17 protein-coding genes and 5 tRNA genes are annotated in these 16,729 nt (G+C 28.0%); 6 read left to right on the top strand and 16 right to left on the bottom strand.

Annotated features, from left to right (window positions below; genetic code table 11):
* Nucleotides 1–42: 42 nt before the first annotated feature.
* From WC168_RS04185 to WC168_RS04145, 9 genes are all read right to left on the bottom strand, one after another.
* Entirely contained in the window at nucleotides 43–702 is a 660-nt protein-coding gene (locus tag WC168_RS04185) for a response regulator transcription factor (RefSeq protein ID WP_066159377.1), read from the bottom strand.
* Nucleotides 699–1,643, bottom strand: a complete 945-nt coding sequence (locus WC168_RS04180; RefSeq protein WP_372617705.1) for a cache domain-containing protein — start codon at nucleotides 1,641–1,643, stop codon at nucleotides 699–701. Before WC168_RS04180 ends, WC168_RS04185 begins: the two co-directional genes overlap by 4 nt.
* A gap of 18 nt (nucleotides 1,644–1,661) precedes the next feature.
* Nucleotides 1,662–2,642 carry a c-type cytochrome gene (locus WC168_RS04175; protein WP_066174095.1) on the bottom strand — a complete coding sequence of 327 codons (981 nt, stop codon included), beginning with the start codon at nucleotides 2,640–2,642 and terminating at the stop codon, nucleotides 1,662–1,664.
* 118 nt (nucleotides 2,643–2,760) lie between these two features.
* A tRNA-Gln gene (locus WC168_RS04170) sits at nucleotides 2,761–2,835 on the bottom strand.
* An 18-nt stretch (nucleotides 2,836–2,853) separates the two neighbouring features.
* Nucleotides 2,854–2,930 (bottom strand) — tRNA-Thr (locus WC168_RS04165).
* Between the two features lie 13 nt (nucleotides 2,931–2,943).
* A tRNA-Met gene (locus WC168_RS04160) sits at nucleotides 2,944–3,020 on the bottom strand.
* A 7-nt stretch (nucleotides 3,021–3,027) separates the two neighbouring features.
* A tRNA-Met gene (locus WC168_RS04155) sits at nucleotides 3,028–3,104 on the bottom strand.
* Between the two features lie 34 nt (nucleotides 3,105–3,138).
* Nucleotides 3,139–3,215, bottom strand: a tRNA-Gly gene (locus WC168_RS04150).
* Nucleotides 3,216–3,292: 77 nt separating this feature from the next.
* On the bottom strand, nucleotides 3,293–5,653 hold the full coding sequence (locus WC168_RS04145) for an ATP-binding protein (RefSeq protein WP_372617702.1): 2,361 nt from the start codon (nucleotides 5,651–5,653) through the stop codon (nucleotides 3,293–3,295).
* 100 nt (nucleotides 5,654–5,753) lie between these two features.
* On the opposite strand from WC168_RS04145, the gene WC168_RS04140 reads away from it, so the two are divergent.
* Together WC168_RS04140 and WC168_RS04135 are read left to right on the top strand one after the other, a co-directional pair.
* Nucleotides 5,754–6,125 (top strand): hypothetical protein, encoded by a 372-nt coding sequence (locus tag WC168_RS04140; protein ID WP_066407418.1) that lies wholly within the window; start codon nucleotides 5,754–5,756, stop codon nucleotides 6,123–6,125.
* 98 nt (nucleotides 6,126–6,223) lie between these two features.
* Nucleotides 6,224–6,955 carry a ferredoxin-thioredoxin reductase catalytic domain-containing protein gene (locus tag WC168_RS04135; RefSeq protein ID WP_066407420.1) on the top strand — a complete coding sequence of 244 codons (732 nt, stop codon included), beginning with the start codon at nucleotides 6,224–6,226 and terminating at the stop codon, nucleotides 6,953–6,955.
* Nucleotides 6,956–6,961: 6 nt separating this feature from the next.
* Here WC168_RS04135 and WC168_RS04130 read toward each other — a convergent pair whose 3' ends face one another.
* Genes WC168_RS04130 through panB form a run of 3 tightly spaced genes read right to left on the bottom strand, consistent with a single transcriptional unit; the run spans nucleotide 6,962 to nucleotide 9,864 of the window.
* On the bottom strand, nucleotides 6,962–7,996 hold the full coding sequence (locus WC168_RS04130) for an AI-2E family transporter (protein ID WP_372617699.1): 1,035 nt from the start codon (nucleotides 7,994–7,996) through the stop codon (nucleotides 6,962–6,964).
* Nucleotides 7,993–9,027, bottom strand: coding sequence for a Holliday junction branch migration DNA helicase RuvB (gene ruvB, locus WC168_RS04125; protein ID WP_066354816.1), 1,035 nt, complete (start codon nucleotides 9,025–9,027; stop codon nucleotides 7,993–7,995). Before ruvB ends, WC168_RS04130 begins: the two co-directional genes overlap by 4 nt.
* A gap of 27 nt (nucleotides 9,028–9,054) precedes the next feature.
* On the bottom strand, nucleotides 9,055–9,864 hold the full coding sequence (gene panB, locus WC168_RS04120; RefSeq protein ID WP_066354810.1) for a 3-methyl-2-oxobutanoate hydroxymethyltransferase: 810 nt from the start codon (nucleotides 9,862–9,864) through the stop codon (nucleotides 9,055–9,057).
* A 96-nt stretch (nucleotides 9,865–9,960) separates the two neighbouring features.
* Here panB and trpA point away from each other — a divergent pair, with 96 nt between their 5' ends.
* Together trpA and WC168_RS04110 are read left to right on the top strand one after the other, a co-directional pair.
* Entirely contained in the window at nucleotides 9,961–10,701 is a 741-nt protein-coding gene (gene trpA, locus WC168_RS04115; protein ID WP_066158990.1) for a tryptophan synthase subunit alpha, read from the top strand.
* Nucleotides 10,702–11,436 (top strand): arginyltransferase, encoded by a 735-nt coding sequence (locus WC168_RS04110; RefSeq protein ID WP_066349987.1) that lies wholly within the window; start codon nucleotides 10,702–10,704, stop codon nucleotides 11,434–11,436.
* An 18-nt stretch (nucleotides 11,437–11,454) separates the two neighbouring features.
* Here the strand turns inward: WC168_RS04110 and feoB are convergent, their stop codons facing one another.
* A complete protein-coding gene (gene feoB, locus WC168_RS04105; protein ID WP_372617696.1) occupies nucleotides 11,455–13,338 on the bottom strand; it encodes a ferrous iron transport protein B in 1,884 nt (627 codons plus the stop codon).
* On the bottom strand, nucleotides 13,328–13,558 hold the full coding sequence (locus WC168_RS04100; RefSeq protein WP_066407431.1) for a FeoA domain-containing protein: 231 nt from the start codon (nucleotides 13,556–13,558) through the stop codon (nucleotides 13,328–13,330). The genes feoB and WC168_RS04100 overlap by 11 nt, the downstream gene beginning before the upstream one ends.
* Before the next feature lie 142 nt (nucleotides 13,559–13,700).
* Between WC168_RS04100 and WC168_RS04095 the strand changes: the two genes are divergently transcribed.
* Together WC168_RS04095 and WC168_RS04090 are read left to right on the top strand one after the other, a co-directional pair.
* Nucleotides 13,701–14,150, top strand: a complete 450-nt coding sequence (locus tag WC168_RS04095; RefSeq protein ID WP_066158997.1) for a Fur family transcriptional regulator — start codon at nucleotides 13,701–13,703, stop codon at nucleotides 14,148–14,150.
* A 116-nt stretch (nucleotides 14,151–14,266) separates the two neighbouring features.
* Nucleotides 14,267–15,148 carry a DUF234 domain-containing protein gene (locus tag WC168_RS04090; protein ID WP_066159000.1) on the top strand — a complete coding sequence of 294 codons (882 nt, stop codon included), beginning with the start codon at nucleotides 14,267–14,269 and terminating at the stop codon, nucleotides 15,146–15,148.
* Nucleotides 15,149–15,182: 34 nt separating this feature from the next.
* On the opposite strand, the gene folE is transcribed toward WC168_RS04090, so the two are convergent.
* On the bottom strand, nucleotides 15,183–15,755 hold the full coding sequence (gene folE / locus WC168_RS04085; protein WP_066159002.1) for a GTP cyclohydrolase I FolE: 573 nt from the start codon (nucleotides 15,753–15,755) through the stop codon (nucleotides 15,183–15,185).
* Nucleotides 15,756–15,777: 22 nt separating this feature from the next.
* Nucleotides 15,778–16,728 (bottom strand): magnesium/cobalt transporter CorA, encoded by a 951-nt coding sequence (gene corA / locus WC168_RS04080; protein WP_109065350.1) that lies wholly within the window; start codon nucleotides 16,726–16,728, stop codon nucleotides 15,778–15,780.
* Nucleotide 16,729: the final 1 nt, after the last annotated feature.

The following is a 16,729-nucleotide window of genomic DNA, read 5'->3' as shown; positions in this document are numbered from 1 at the left end:
GTAATTGTTACTTGAATTACAATATATTTTAGTTCTGATTTACTATTTATCAATTTTATAACCTAAAAATCTCTTTGTTTTAATAAAATCTTTGTCTGTTTTTTCTCTAACTCTTTTTATACACATTCTAATATCTGCATAAGATATATCTTTATTTTCCCAAACATTTTCATGTAAAGACTCAATAGATACAAAAAAACCTCTATTTTGTACCAAAAAAGATAGAAGTTCAAGCTCTTTTGCTGATAAATCAACCACCTCTTCATCTCTATAAAGAAGAGATTTTTGTATGTTGTATTTAAATCCTAACTCAAGCTCAATACAATCATCACTTGAATTAAAATGATTTTTTATAAGTGCCTCTATTCTAAATTTTAGCTCAATCATATCAAAAGGTTTTCTAATATAATCATTGCAACCAAGAGTGTATCCACGGCTTAAATCTTTTATATCTGTAAGTGAAGTTAAAATTATAATTGGAGTATCAATAGAGGCTTCTCTTACATGCTTTACAAGCTCAAATCCATCCATCTTTGGAACTCTTATATCAAGTAACAATAAATCATACCTTTTTTCAAAAATTGAGTTTAAAGCATCCTCTCCATTATCAAAATCATCAACTACAAAATCAAGCTCTTCTAAAAACTCCTTAATTGAAATTTTATATAAATAGTCATCTTCTAGCAACAATATTTTTATCATCTAATTATTATCTCTTTTTTTAAAATATCTTTATTATCATTTTTTTCATCTTTTATTTCAACATCTATAAAGTAATCATATTTTGGTAAATATCTAAAGTTGTTTATATTTTTATCAAAACTAATAAACAAAACTCCAACACTTTTATTTTCAAACTCTCCTAAAGGAATTTGAGTAAAAATCCTATCATCTAGTTGATAATAAAACTTATCTTTTTTTAAAAATTGTGGATTTTTTTCTAAAATATCTAATAATCCTTTTGTAAAACTACTCTCCAAAATAGCATAATCTTTAAACTTTTGATTATTTTGGTGATAAGTTGCAATTTTTAAATAATCTTTCTCTAGCATAACTACAGAGTCTATCCCTAAAGTTTTAAGCCTATTTACAAGAGATTTAAAATCAACTATTACTTCAAGAGAACCTATAAATATATTTTTATCATTATAAATTGGTACAATCGCTTTTATGTTAAATCGTTTTCCTAATTCACTTGAAACATAAGGTTCCTTTTGGTTTTTAACCTTTACAAGACCCTCTCTAAAACTATCAAGTTTTAATCCAAAATCTTTATCTTCCCAACTTCTTGTAAATACCTCTAAATCTTTTGTATGAATTTGAACATCTATGCTATTTTTCGTATATGTTTTTATAATATTTAAAAGTTTTAAAAGCTCTTTTTTTAACTCTATACTATTTTTATTTTCTAAATTTTTAACAATCTCTTGATTTCGTGAAAACATTAAAGCTAAAGACAAAGCTTGATTTTTTTGATTTTCTAACTCATTTTCAATAATTTGGATTTGATTTGATACAAATATGTCAAGATTTTTTTTATCTAAAATATTATTGTATTTATTTAAAAAGTATATAAATAAAACAACCAAAATAATAAAAAGTATAACTATCTTTTTGTAAGTTTTTATAAAAGGAAGTATCATTTAAGATACTCCTTTTTGCTATTTAATGATATTTCCATAAGGTCCGAATTTTCTTTCAATTGGGTCTTTACCTTCAATATAAGCATCAGGTGCTTTTACAGCTGCTGATGGGAAATCTTTATCTCTATTTGGTTTTTCAGGTCTTTCATGAGTATCTAAATTCATGTAAGCTGCAACATTATAAGCCTCTTCATCTGTTAAAATTGGATGCTCTTTTGTAGCACCTAATGGCATATTACTTCTAATAAAATCAGCTGCTTTTAAAGTTCTGTACATTCCAGCACCTTTATTGTAGCTATCTGGTCCCCAAAGTGGTGGGAACATATAACCATTTGCCTTACCTTCATTTTTAACACCAAGACCATCTTCTCCATGACAAGAAGCACAGTGTTGTGTATAAACAACTTTACCTTTAACAGGATCAGCTGCTTGTTTTTTAATCATTTTTCTATCAATTTTATGTAGTCCTCTTCCCTCAAGCTTATTAGAAGCCCCAATAGGAACTCCTTGACTTAACCAAAATGTATAAGCTTCCATAGCCTTCATCTCTTTACTCTCAACAGGAAGTGGTTTACCATTCATACTTCTTTGCATACAACCATTTATTCTTTCAGCTAAAGTTCCAATTGTATCCTCTCTTGGTCTATACTGAGGGAAAGCTGCACTTGTTCCTATAAATGGTGCAGAAAAAGCCTTTGTTCCAGCATCTAAGTGACAAGTTTGACATGAAAAATTATTTCCAGAGTATCTCATTTTTTTATCATCAACCTCTGGTCCAATATACTTATAAGTATGAACGATAAGCTCTTTACCATATCTAATCATATCTCCCATTTGATTATTTGGGATTGTGCTTTCATCTGGAATTTTATACTCAAGTTTTTCACCCTCATATTTATATCCCATACTGTTTCTTTTTGCAAGCTCTTTTGGATCAAATGCAAATGCACTTGTTGCAAATAGACTACATACCGTTGCTAATACTACTATTTTTCTCATAACTTCCTCCTAATTTGATTTTGAATTGTATTATTTCAATATAACACGAAGATAACAAAAGAAATTTTACAAGGCTTTAAATTGTAACAAAAGAAATTTTTATTGTAAAGATTGTAAGTGGATGGGGTAGAAGGATTCGAACCTTCGAATGACGGTACCAAAAACCGTTGCCTTACCGCTTGGCGATACCCCAAAAAAAGGTTATTAAAAGTGGAGCTGGTGAAGGGAGTCGAACCCCCGACCTGCTGATTACAAATCAGCTGCTCTAGCCAACTGAGCTACACCAGCATCCATAAATAAATGGTGTCAAGAGAGGGACTCGAACCCTCGACCTCCGGCTTATGAGACCAGCGCTCTAACCAGCTGAGCTACCTTGACACAAAATTGGTTGCGGAAACAGGATTTGAACCTGTGACCTTCGGGTTATGAGCCCGACGAGCTACCTAGCTGCTCTATTCCGCGATAAATAAAAGAAATTTAACTTAATAAAGTTAAGTGGAGCGGGAGACGAGACTCGAACTCGCGACAGTCTGCTTGGAAGGCAGAAGCTCTAGCCAACTGAGCTACTCCCGCACTTTTTGAAACATTTCTATCAAAAAGGAGTGGAATTATAAGCATTTCCAAATTAAACTTTGCTTAAAACAACACAATTACTGCTCAATCCATAAAAGCTCTAATTTTATATCGTAAATATCAGCTCTTTTTAGTTTAATATCAAACTCATCTATTATAAAATTTGAAATATCGTTTACTTTATTAATATTTCCCATCTCGTCTTGAAGCCTATTTTGAAGGTCTATTTGAAGATTTTTAAGAGTATTAATCTCATCTTCTATAAGTTTTATATCATCTCTCTCTTTTAAGACTTTTGAAGTAGTTCTTGCACTACTACTTATTTTTGTTGCACTAATTTTTGAATTACTTTTTCCAAAAAAAGCTGTTAAAATTGTATTTGCAATTGATATAAAGCTATTTGCTGAAGCATTTGTTAAATCTTTTTTCTCTTTTTGAAGTTTCAAATTAAGTCTATTAATCTTTTCTAAAATTTGATTATTCTCTTTTTCTAATCTACTTTTTAACTTCTCTATTTCAAAATCTATATTCTCATTTAATCTATCTTGCAACCTAATTTTAAAATCTTCCAAGCTCTCATTTTGTTTTGAAAAGAGCTTTAAATCATCATTTTTGTATAAAGTTAGTTTTGAATTTCTATATACAAAATCATTAAAACTCTTCTGTAAAAGTTTAATTTTTGACTCATTTAAAACATATGATGGAAGTTCATAATAAAAACTATTTTGTTTCTCTTTTTGCTCAAAATCTTTTATAGTTATAACTTCAAGTTCATCAAAATTTGGCTCTTTATCATTTTTATCTAAATATAATCTATAGTTTAAATTCTCTTTTAAATCAATATTTTTTGAAGCTAAATTATAGTGAATATTACAAGACAAAAGAAGATACCCTTGCATATAGTAAGCACTATTTTGTGATTTATAAAGATAACTCTCTTTTAATCCACTTGTAATAACTTGCTTTGCTTTACCTTTAGAAATATCAACAAAATTATTTTCATTTAAACTATTTTCCTCTTTTTTATAATTTTTTTGCTTTTTATGACTCATAAGTTGTGATATAGCATCTTTAGAGAGTGGCCCTTTTAGATAAGATAGTGCCCATCTTGTCTCAAAAACTTTTAAATTTTTTTCATTTATATTTTTTAAAATAAAATTTCTTTTTGGTAGTGAAGTTAATTTTGAAATTAAATCATTTTTATCAAAAGTTTCACTTGATGATGAACTACTTAGTCCATCAATTACTCTATTTATATCCTGCTTTGTTTGCAATCTTCCTATAAACCATGTTCCAATATTACTTAAACCTGTATAATCAATATCAACAGGATTTTGTGTAGATAAAACAACGCCTATTCCAAAACTTCTTGCTTGTTTTAAAAGTGTAAGCATTGGTTGTTTTGAAGGAGGATTTGCCTGTGTTGGAAAATACCCAAATATCTCATCCATATACAACAGTGCTTTTAAAGATGTAGTTCCCTCTTGTCTTCTCATCCAAGTTACAATTTGATTTAAAAGTATTGTTACAAAAAACATTCTTTGAGAATCATTTAGATGTGCAATTGAAAATATATTTACCTTTGGTTTTCCATCTTCATTGTACAAAAGTTTTGAAATATCAAGTGTTTCACCCTCTAGCCAACTACTAAAAGATGGGCTTGCAATGATATTATTAAGTTTTAATGCAAAATTTAATCTATCACTTTTTGAAAAAAATGTCTCTAAATCAAAAACTCCAATTTTTGAAAATGGTGGAGTTACAATTAAAGTAATAAGCTCCTCAAGAGTTAAATCTTTTTGTTCTTTAAAATAGTTTGTAAAAATAGAGGCTAAAAGAATTGACTCTTTTGATGTCTCATCACTGCTATTTTCAATCAAAGATAAAATTGAGTGAACTGTTGAGTTTATAATTGTAGAGAATAGCTCATTATCTTCTATTACTTCAACACTTGGGGCTTTAAATGATGATAATATTGATACTTGAACACCTGCACTACTAGCTGGTGTATAGATTGTAAAATCAGCACTATCTTTTAGTTTTTTTACTCTACTAAAATCTTGAAAATCTCTTGTAATACCATCTTTATAGTTAGTTGAAACTTTTTTTGCGAAATCCTCTTTGCTTAATCCACTATTTGAAATCTCACTACTATCAAGCCAAGGTTCAAAATCACTTGGATTTAGATTAGGAAAATTTAATAATAAATTTGTCATATCCCCTTTTGGATCAATTATTATTGATGGGATTTGATCAATTGCTGCCTCTTCTAAAAGTGTTATTCCAAGCCCTGTTTTTCCGCTTCCTGTCATTCCTATTATTGCAGCATGAGTTAATAAATCCTTGTTTTGATAAACAAGAGGAACAAAACTATCTTCAACTTTTTCTTTACCTATATAAAAAAGTTTTAATTTTTCATAATCAAAAGTGCTATTCATTAAATATTTCCTAAAAAAAATTACTAGATTATAACCAAAAATATACAAAAAATTTAAAATTTGTTGTATAATAAGAAAATTTTAAGAAAAGGAGCATTGTATGGAACTTGGAATTAGACCAAATATTGATCAGTATAAAGAGAATGCTACTATTGAGCTACAACAAGTAAAATCTACTTCTAACTCAGCAAAGACTGATGAACAAAAAGAGCTACAACAAATTCAAAAAAAGAGTATTGAAAATGCAAAAGATGATGTAAAAGCAGAATCTATAAAAAATGATAGTGCAACTCAAAGCAGATATGAAGTTGTGATGTCAAATACAAATTTTGGATTTAATACTAGCTCTGAAGATTTTTATGTAAAAGTTTCAAGAGGAAATGTTGAAAATCAATATCCTACAGAAGATATGATGAGAGTAAAAGCTCAAATGCTAGCTTTACAAAAAGCTCAAATGGAATCTAACTCTTAATTTATCCAATTTAATAGTTGGCTTAATATATTTTTTAAGCCAACTCTACTAAAACTACTAATATAATTTTATCTTATTTAAATATATAGGAATTTTTTATGATAGCAAAGATTGATATTAATTCAATAGAGTTTAAAAATGAGTTAGAAAATACAAAAAAATTTACAAAAGATGTATTAGAAAAACATAATTTAGTATTTAATCCAGATTTTGAAGTTGTTGAATCTATTGAGATGGGACTTACAAGAAATCAACTAATTTATGGGAAAAAATATTGCCCATGTTTTATGGTAATAAAAGAGAGTGAAACTGAAAAAAATAGAGTTTGTCCTTGTGTTCCAGCTCTTACAAAAGAGATTCCAACAAAAGGAAACTGTCACTGTGGAATCTTTTGTACAAAAGATAAAGCAGATGAATTACTTATAGGAATTGATACAAAAGAGGCTATAGTAACTCATAGCAGAGGTCTTACAAAAAATGAGTGTGAAGATTTATTAAACAAAGAAGATATTAGTTCAATTGAACTTGAAGCACTACTTGAAGCTAGAGAGCTAGGAATGGTTGATTTTTTACTTGTTGATACAAGAGAGTGGATGGAGTGGGTAAATGCTAGAATTGAGGGAACTGATTATTTAGTTCCAACAACTTCATTTTATAACTCTCTTGAGCCACTAAATGATAAAAAAGATAGAACTATAATCTTGTATTGTCATAGTGGTAGCAGAAGTGCTTATTGTCAAAGAGTTATGCTAAATATGGGATTTAAAAAAGTTATAAACTTAGATTATGGAATTATGACTTGGCAAGGAGAAGTTTTAAGAGGAGAGTAGTGATATTTACTTAAAAATATCACTATACTTTCTTAATAGCTCCATTACAGATATAAAAAGACTAACCATAGCAGGTCCAATTATCATACCCCAAAATCCAAAAGTAGATAATCCTGCAATTATTGAGAAAAATATCAAAAGTGAACTAATATTTGTTCTATTTTTTATAACTTTTTTATTTATATAGTTTATTATTATTGGTTTTATAAATGTATCTGCAATAATTGATATTACAACTATTGAATAAATAGCAATAAATATTGCATTTGATAAAGTTCCTGTACTTGCTTCATATATTGAAACTGGAAGCCACATAATAACTCCACCAATAACGGGAATCAGTGAGGCAAAACCATATAAAACACCAAATAATAAACCGTCGTATCCAAATATTGTTAAGAATATTCCAAATAAAAATCCTTGAAATATTGCTGTTACTAAAATTGAGTAAAAAACTACGCTCATAACGCTTGAAGATTCATTAAATAAAATTGTTGCATCTTCATTATTTATTGGAATAATATTTTTTAAATATTGTGAAATTTGTTTTGAATATAGTGTAAAGAAGAATAAAAATATTAAGATTAAAAACATATCAGCCATAAATTTTGCACTATTTTTACCTAAATATGCACTTAAAGATACAAGTTGTTGCACTAATTTCCCAATATCTAACTTGGAAGTAATACTCTCTATAAAATCATTTAAAAAGCTAAACTCTTTTAATAAACTAAAAAAAGATATTTTTATCTCATTTAAATTATTTACTAAAGTCACTTGATTTACTTGATTAAAATATGTAGCAAAAGAGATAATGCAATACAAAATTGGAATAAAAAATAGTGAAGCCATTGCAAAAGTTATTATTGAAGTTGATAATACCCTATTTTTAATGCTTCTTTCTATTTTTTGATGCATAGAGTTTGTAGCAATTGTAAGAAGTGTTGCTACAAAAATAGATTTTAAAAATGGATTAAATAACTCTACAAGAAAAAATAGCAAAACTATAGAAATTGTTATTAAAAAATATACTGGTTTCAAAAAAGTTTTCCTTGAAAACTATCATCTAATTTATTACCATCTGGTGGAGTTAATCTAAACATCTCATAAGTTTTAACACTAGCAACTCTTCCACGTGCTGTTCTTTCTATATATCCGTTTGCTAGTAAATATGGCTCAATCGCATCTTCAATTGTCCCCTCATCTTCACTTAAAGCTGCTGCCATAGTTCCCAATCCCATAGGTCTTCCTCTATTTGAAATAAGAAGTTCAAGTAGATTTATATCCATCTCATCAAAACCATTTTCATTAACCCCTAGCTCATCAAGTGCATATTTGCATCTATCTAGTTTTATGGTTTTATCATTAGCAACTTGAGAAAAATCTCTAACTCTTCTAAGTAGTCTTAATGCAACTCTTGGTGTTCCTCTACTTCTTTTTGAAATCTCTAAAGCTGATTCATCTTCACAAAATATACCTAACTTTACAGAAGCTTTTTGAATAATTTTTGCTAACTCTTCATCTGTATAAAATTGCATTCTAAAATGCATTCCAAATCTCTCTCTAAGAGGATTTGAAAGCATTCCAGCTCTTGTTGTTGCTCCAATTAGTGTAAATCTTGGTAAATCTATCTTTACAGTTTGAGCAGCAGGTCCTGAACCAATTATAATATCAAGTCTATAATCCTCCATAGCTGGATATAAAATCTCTTCAACAGCAGGACTTAAACGATGAATCTCATCAATAAATAGAATATCCCCCTCTTCAAGGTTTGTTAAAATTGCTGCTAAATCACCACTCTTTTCTATCATAGGACCAGCTGTTACTTTTATATTTGTACTCATCTCATTTGATATAAGATAAGATAGAGTTGTTTTTCCAAGTCCTGGAGGTCCATAAAATAAAATATGATCAAGCGCTTCTGCTCTTTTTTTAGAAGCATCTATAAAGACTCTAAGATTTTTTTTAATCTTCTCTTGACCTATATAATCATCCCAAGAAGAGGGTCTTAAACTCTGCTCATTTGTCTCTTCTTCAAAAGATACTGATTCAACCTCAACTAATCTTTGCACTATAAAGCTCCGCTTTTAAAATTCATTTTAATACTCTTCCTCTTTTGATGGAAAATTTTGTGTTTGAACATCATCTCTGTAACTATTTACAGCATCTTTTACAAGTTTAGCTCCATTTAAATAGTGTCTTACAAATTTTGGTTTAAAATCTTCAAAAAATCCTAACATATCAGACCAAACTAAAACTTGACCATCACACTCTTTACCAGCTCCTATTCCAATTGTTGGAATTGAAACAGCTTGTGTAATTTTTTGTGCAACATCGCTCATAACACCCTCTATTACAATACAAAATGCTCCAGCTTTCTCTATTGCGATTGCATCACGAATTAACTGCTCTTCATCAATTTTTGTTTTACCTCTAACCTTATATCCACCAACACTTCTTACATATTGAGGCATAAGACCAATATGACCCATAACAGCAATTGAGTTTGATGTAAGATGTTTTACAATATCAGCTCTATCTTCACCACCCTCAATTTTTACAGCACTTGCAGCTGTTTTTTTATAAACTTTTACACAGTTTTTTAAAGCTTCATCTTTATTAATATATGTTCCAAAAGGCATATCCATAACAACAAAACTATCTTTTGCACCATTGCAAACAGCATTTGTGTGATAAATCATCTGATCTAGCGTTGCACTTAAAGTATCATCTTTACCAGCAAAACTCATATTCAAACTATCTCCTACAAGTATAATATCAGCACTTTGTGAAAATAGCTTTGCAAACAAAGCATCATATGCTGTAATTACAGTTAGTTTAAATCTATTTTTTGCATTTATAATCTTCGTTATATTCATTTTTTCAAAATTTTGTTTAATTATACTCATAATAAAATCCTAAATTAAAATAGATTTGATTATAACTAAAAATAGATTTTAATTCGGTTTTAGATAAAATCAAAAAATTTATTTTTAGGATAAGAGTTGAAAAAATTAGTTGGATATATTACTACTTCTTTACCAAACAACAATTTTACAGTTGATTTGGCATATAGTTTAAAAGATAGTGGAGTTGATATTTTAGAGCTTGGTGTTCCATTTTCAGATCCAGTTGCAGAAGGACCAATTATTGAAAAAGCTAATTTATTGGCTTTAAAAAATGGTTTTAAACTAAATGATCTTTTTGAAGTTTCATCAAAAATTGCAAAAGATATTGACACTTTATGGATGGGATATATGAATCCATTTTATCACTATGGCTTGGAAAACTTCTTAAAAAAAGCAGTTGAATATAGTGTATTGGGAATGGTAATTCCAGATTTACCTTATGAGATGGGTAAAAAACATGAAGAGCTTTTCAAAAAATATAATAAAACAAATATAGCATTTGTAGCTCCAACAACACCTGAAGATAGAATTAAACTACTTGTAGAAAACTCTTCTAAATTTATCTATATGGTTGCTTATGCTGGAATTACAGGAAGTGGAAGAGATGAGGATTTATCACAACTTATAAAAAATGTAAGAAAGTATTCACAAACTCCTTTATATATTGGTTTTGGAATAAATGAAAAAACTTGTAAAGAAAAATCAAAAGATGTTGATGGAGTTATAGTTGGAAGTGCTTTTGTTCAACATCTGCTTGATGATAGTTTAAATAGCAGTGAAAAAATCAAAAAAATATCTTCTTTGGCAAAAGAGATAAAAGAGAAAATAAACGAATAGATGCAGTTTTTTAACCAAGATTTTGAGTTTTTTGAAGAGAATAGAGAGTGTTCCTATTTTGACAATGAATCATCAGATATTAGATACCAATTTTTAAATAGTTGCAGTAGTGAAAACTACCAAAATAAGCTAGAAAGAGGCTGGAGAAGATTTGGTAAGGTTCATTTTGTTCCTGAGTGCAGATCTTGCACAAAATGTGTATCAATTAGAATAGATGTAGCAAACTTTAAATTTTCAAAATCTCAAAAAAGAGTCTTAGCTAAAAACAGAGATACAAAAATCTCAATACGAAATCCAAGTGTTACAATTGAACATTTAGAGCTTTATAACAAATATCATCAATTTATGAATCACAAAAAAAATTGGCCATACAACCCAATAGATTTAGATGACTATATAAAATCTTATGTAGAGGGTGAAAAAGAGTATGCTAGAGAGTTTTTATATTTTAAAGATAATAAATTAATTGGTGTTGCATTAGTTGATATTTTACCAAAATCTATATCTTCAATTTACTGTTTTTATGATCACGATTATAGTGATTTATCTATTGGAAAATTCTCAATTTTATTTCAAATACAAATTGCAAAAGAGTTAAAAATACCATATATTTATTTAGGATATTGGATTAAAGATCATTTTTCAATGGGATATAAAAAGGAGTATATGCCTTTTGAGGTTTTAAAAAATAGAGCAAAATATAACCAAGAGAGTGTTTGGGAAGCTTTTCAATAAATTAGTAGTTGCAAATATTTATGCAACTACCAATTTTGTAATATTATATGCCACAAATGAAACTATCCAAGCAGTTGAAGTTGTAAAAATAAATAGATAAAGCAGATATTTCCACGAACCAGCCTCTTTTGTAAAAACCATAGCAGCAGCTAAACAAGGGATATATAACATTACAAAAACTATAAATGATATTGCTGATTCAAAAGGTATATTTTGTTTTATTTTCTCAACCAAACCTTCACTTGGATTTTCTGGATCTTCATTTGCACCTTGTTTATATAAAATAGATAGAGTTGTAACAACAACCTCTTTTGCTGCTAAACCAGCCTCAAGAGCAACTGTCATCTTCCAATCAAAACCTAAAGGAGCAAACAAAGGTTCACTAAACTTACCAATAACTCCTAAATATGAGTTTTCAAGATTATATAAATCTAACTCATTTTGTAACTCTAATTTTTGATCTTTTGTAGTTGCTAACTCTATTTTAGATTCAAACTCTTCTTGAAGCTCTAAGTTTTTTGGATAATTACTCATAAACCAAATCAAAACTGAAGCGGCTAAAATAAAAGTTCCAGCTTTTTTTAAATACATAAAACCTTTGTTTATAACATCTTTATAAATAAATCTAAATGATGGTAGCCTATACTTTGGCATCTCCATTACAAAAGGTTCATCAACTGCTTTAAATACTACAACTCTTAAAATCTTTGCAGCAAACAGCCCAAAAATAGCTCCTGAAATATATATTATAAAAAGAATATTTCCAGCACTTTGAGTTGAAAAAAATGCACCTGCAAAAAGTACATAAATAGGTAATCTAGCACCACATGACATAAATCCAATTATAAACAAAGTTATTAGTCTATCTTTTTGATTTTTTAAAGTTCTTGCTGCCATATAAGCTGGAACAGAGCATCCAAAACCTGTTACTAAAGGTATAAAAGATTTTCCATGCAATCCAAATTTATGAAAAATTCCATCCAATAAAAAAGCAACTCTACTCATATATCCTGTTGATTCTAATAAAGATATTCCTAAAAATAGAATCAAGATATTTGGTAAAAACATAACAACAGCACCAACTCCTGCAACTATTCCATCTGAAAGAAGTAAACTTAGTTGATTTTCACCAAAAAGGTTTTTAATCTCTAAAGATATTGTTGAAAAAGCAATATCGATATAATCCATAGGAACTGCACCTAGCGTAAAAGTCAATTGAAAAAGTATCCACATAAAAAGTAAAAAAATAGGAATTCCTAAATATTTATTCATTAATATAGAATCAATCTTCTGTGTAACACTCTTATTTGAAAAACTATCTACACTTACACACTCTTTTACAGCATTTTTACAAAATTCAAATCTTTGATTAATTGAATAGATATCTATATTTGATAACTCTTTATTTTTATATGTTTTTATAATCTCTTCTAATAGTTTATCAAGCCCATCTTTTGTTTTAGCACTTGTTTTTACACAAGCTATATTTAAAAAATTTGATAACTTTTTTTCATCTATTAATATACTCTCTTTTTTTGCCTCATCACTCATATTTAAAGCAATTACAATCTTTTTATTCAGTGCCATAAGTTCAGTTGTTAAAAGAAGATTTCTTTGAAGATTTGTAGAATCAACTACATTTAAAATAATATCGTAGTTATTTTTATATAAAAACTCATTTACAACCCTCTCTTCAATTGAATAGTTTGTAAGCGAATAAGAGCCTGGTAGATCAACAATAGTTATGTCAAACTCTTTATAAGAGAAATTTATCTCTTTTTTTTCAACAGTAACTCCTGAAAAATTTCCAACTTTTAATCTTGAGTTAGAAATAGAGTTAATAAGCATAGATTTACCAACATTTGGTTGTCCAACCAATGCAATTTTAATTTTAGTTTTCACAAACTTCTACTTTTATATTATTTGCTTCACTATGTCTTAAAGCAACTTTTGATTTATCTACTCTTATTTCAATAGTTTTTTTTCTTAATGATTTTGCAGTTACACAAACATTTGTACCCTCTACTATTCCAAATGAGTAAAGCCTACTTTTTAAAATATCATCACAACTTATAGCCTTGATTGTAGCTATTTTATTAAAATCTAAATCATTTATAGACATATTTGCACCTTTTAAAACAATAATGATTATTGTAATATAAAGTTTGATAAATATAGCTTAACCTAAATCAAGATATCTCTAAGTTTGAAATTTATTCAAACTTTAGATATACTAGTAAGCTAAAATTTAAAGAGGTGTTTATATGAAACAAAATAGTGATCAAGAAAAAATAATTGAAGAGCTAAGAAGAATTGTTAAGCAAAAAGGTTTAAAGTACACTGAACAAAGAGAGATAATTTTAAGTGTATTGCTTCAAGCTGATGATCATTTGACTGCTGAAGAGATTTATAATCAAATCAAAAAAGATTATCCTGATTCAAATGTTGGAATAGCTACAGTTTACAGAGCTTTAGGATTTTTAGAGGAGATTGAGCTTATAGCATCTATTAACTTTGGTGCTGAAGGTAAAAAATATGAAAGCAATACGAAATCTCATCACGACCACTTGATTTGTACAGAGTGTGGAGTTATTGTTGAATTTGTAGATGATGAGATTGAAAAAAGACAAGAGAAAATTGCAAAAGCAAATAAATTTAAAATAACTGATCACTCAATGCAACTATACGGAGTTTGTGAAAAATGTCAAAAGTAGTGTTAAACACTACTTTTTTTCTTCTTTAAAAAAAATCATTGATTTACACTATTCATACATTAAAAAAAGAGAATAAATTTATAAAGTTATTTAATCTATCTTAAGGAAAACAAAAAATGATTATATTAGACAAATCAATAAAAGAGCAGTTCAAAATATTTTGTGAAATAAACAAAATAGATGATATGCAAATTGCAATAAAATATTTTACTATATTTGGAGGACTTAAGATAGAAATAGATACTTCAAAACCAATTTTAGAATTAATAGAAAAACATATTTTAAACAATTACAACTACTATAGAAGTGAGATAAACCATTTAACAGGTGGTTATCATGTAGATCATGCAATTCTTTCAGGAGTTGCACTAGGAGATAGAAAAACTACAAATGCCTTTAAAAGAGCCCATGTAAGCTTTGAAGAGGGTATGAAGTGTGTTGACTCACTATATGAAAAAGAGATTTTAGATATTGATAGTTCTGAACACTTTTTACTTGGTAAAAGGGGTGATTCAAAAGTGGCTAAAAAGCTTATTTTTACCAATCCTTTTCTTAGATTTTGGTTTGCTTTTGTATCTCCTATTTACAAAGGGATTAAAGATGGAAACTATGAGGAGTTTAAAGAGAAATTTAAAAGTAGAGAGTCAGATTTTAGTGATTTTATCTTTGAAGAGTTAGCTTTAGCTTTTATAAAAAATAGTTTTGTAGATAATATAAAACAACATGGTCAATATTGGAATGAAAATATCAATATTCCAATAGTTGCAAAAACTGTTTTAGAAAAAACTATTGTAGGAATGTGCAAATATAGTGATAATAAATTAAAAAAGAGTGAATTTAACAAATTTTTAGAGGATTTAAAAAGTGAAGATATAGCTTATGATATTATAGTTATTTTTACAAAAAATGGTTGCTCTAATGAACTTAAGAATCTAAAAAGTGATACATTAAAGATATTTAATACAAAAAGCTTAAAAGCTTTATTACTTAATAATTAACTATAATTATTTAATAAATAGACAAAAGAGTGGTCTATTTATTAAAAGAAGAAGAAACTATTGATAAAAACTCATCTTTTGTTTTTTTATCAGATTTAAAAAGTCCTCTTAAAGAAGAAGTTACAGTAGTTGAACAAATTTTTTCAACTCCACGCATCTCCATACACATATGTCTTGCATCAATCATAACAGCAACACCTTTTGGTTTTAAGTGTTCATTTAAAGCATCACAAATTTGTTCAGTCATCTGCTCTTGTATTTGAAGTCTTCTTGCAAAAACATCCACAACTCTAGGAATTTTTGAAAGTCCAACAACTTTTCCATTTGGAATATAAGCAACATGAGCTTTTCCAATAATAGGTAACATATGATGTTCACAAAATGAGTAAAACTCAATATCTTTTACAACAACCATCTCATCATTTGTAGATGTAAAAAGTGCTTTTTGAATAATCTCTTTTGGATCAAGTTTATATCCACTAAACATAAATTCATAAGCTTTTCTAACACGCTTTGGAGTATCTAAAAGCCCCTCTCTATTTACATCTTCATCAATATACTCTAAAATATTTTTTATTGAATTTTCAAACTCAATCTCTTTCATAATTTATAATTCCTTTACAATAATTTTATATCCAACCTTTTTTCTTAAAGATTATCAAAGGTGTAACAGCAGCTAAAACCATAACTCCAATTGAAAAAAGATATCCATACTCCCAATTAAGTTCGGGCATAATCTCAAAGTTCATTCCATAAATACTTGCAATTAGTGTTGGTGGAAGGAAAATTACATTTACAATAGTAAAAATTTTTATAACCTTATTTTGCTCAACACTTAAAAGCCCTATAAATATATTTTGCAAATAATCAATTCTTTCAAAATTAAAATTTGTATGATCAATTAATGATCTAATATCTTTTAACATAATAGGAAGTTCACTCTTATCCTCAGTTATTTTTTGAGATTTTAATAAAGAGTTTAAAATTCTTTGTTTATCCGTTAAATTCTCTCTTATTTTCATATTTAAGTTTTCAAATGAGGACATCTGCTCTAGCAAATCTTCATTTTCAACATCATCATTAAAAGCCTGTTTTCTTATTGCCGCTATATCTCTATTTAACTCTTCAATAATATCAGCATCTGTATCAATTCTAATGTCAATAATTTGAGAAAAAATAGAGTAACCTGTTCTATACTCTCTTGGACTTGCTAGAAGTTTTTTAATTGAAGCATCAAAACTTGCTAATTTTTTATATCTAACACTTATTAACAAATCATCTTGTAAAATAAAAGAAACCGTCTCATTTACTGGATCTTTTTTGTCATTTATAAGAAAATAACTATTTATCTCTATTCTATTTGCTTCTTCCCAATACCTAGAACTTAGCTCAATCTCCTCACTCTCTTGTTTTGTAGGAAACTCTATAGTAAAAATATTTTCAACAGCTTTTACCTCTTGCAAAGTTGGAGAAAACATATCTATCCAAATAACACTCTTTCTATCTTCAATATTTTCTAAAAACTCTAAACCTTGAATTACACTTAATCTATTGCCTTTTTTTACATAACAACTAATCATT

The organism is Aliarcobacter sp. (genome assembly GCF_041672065.1).
Taxonomy (GTDB): domain Bacteria; phylum Campylobacterota; class Campylobacteria; order Campylobacterales; family Arcobacteraceae; genus Aliarcobacter; species Aliarcobacter skirrowii.
This window is presented reverse-complemented; position numbering and strand designations above follow the sequence as displayed.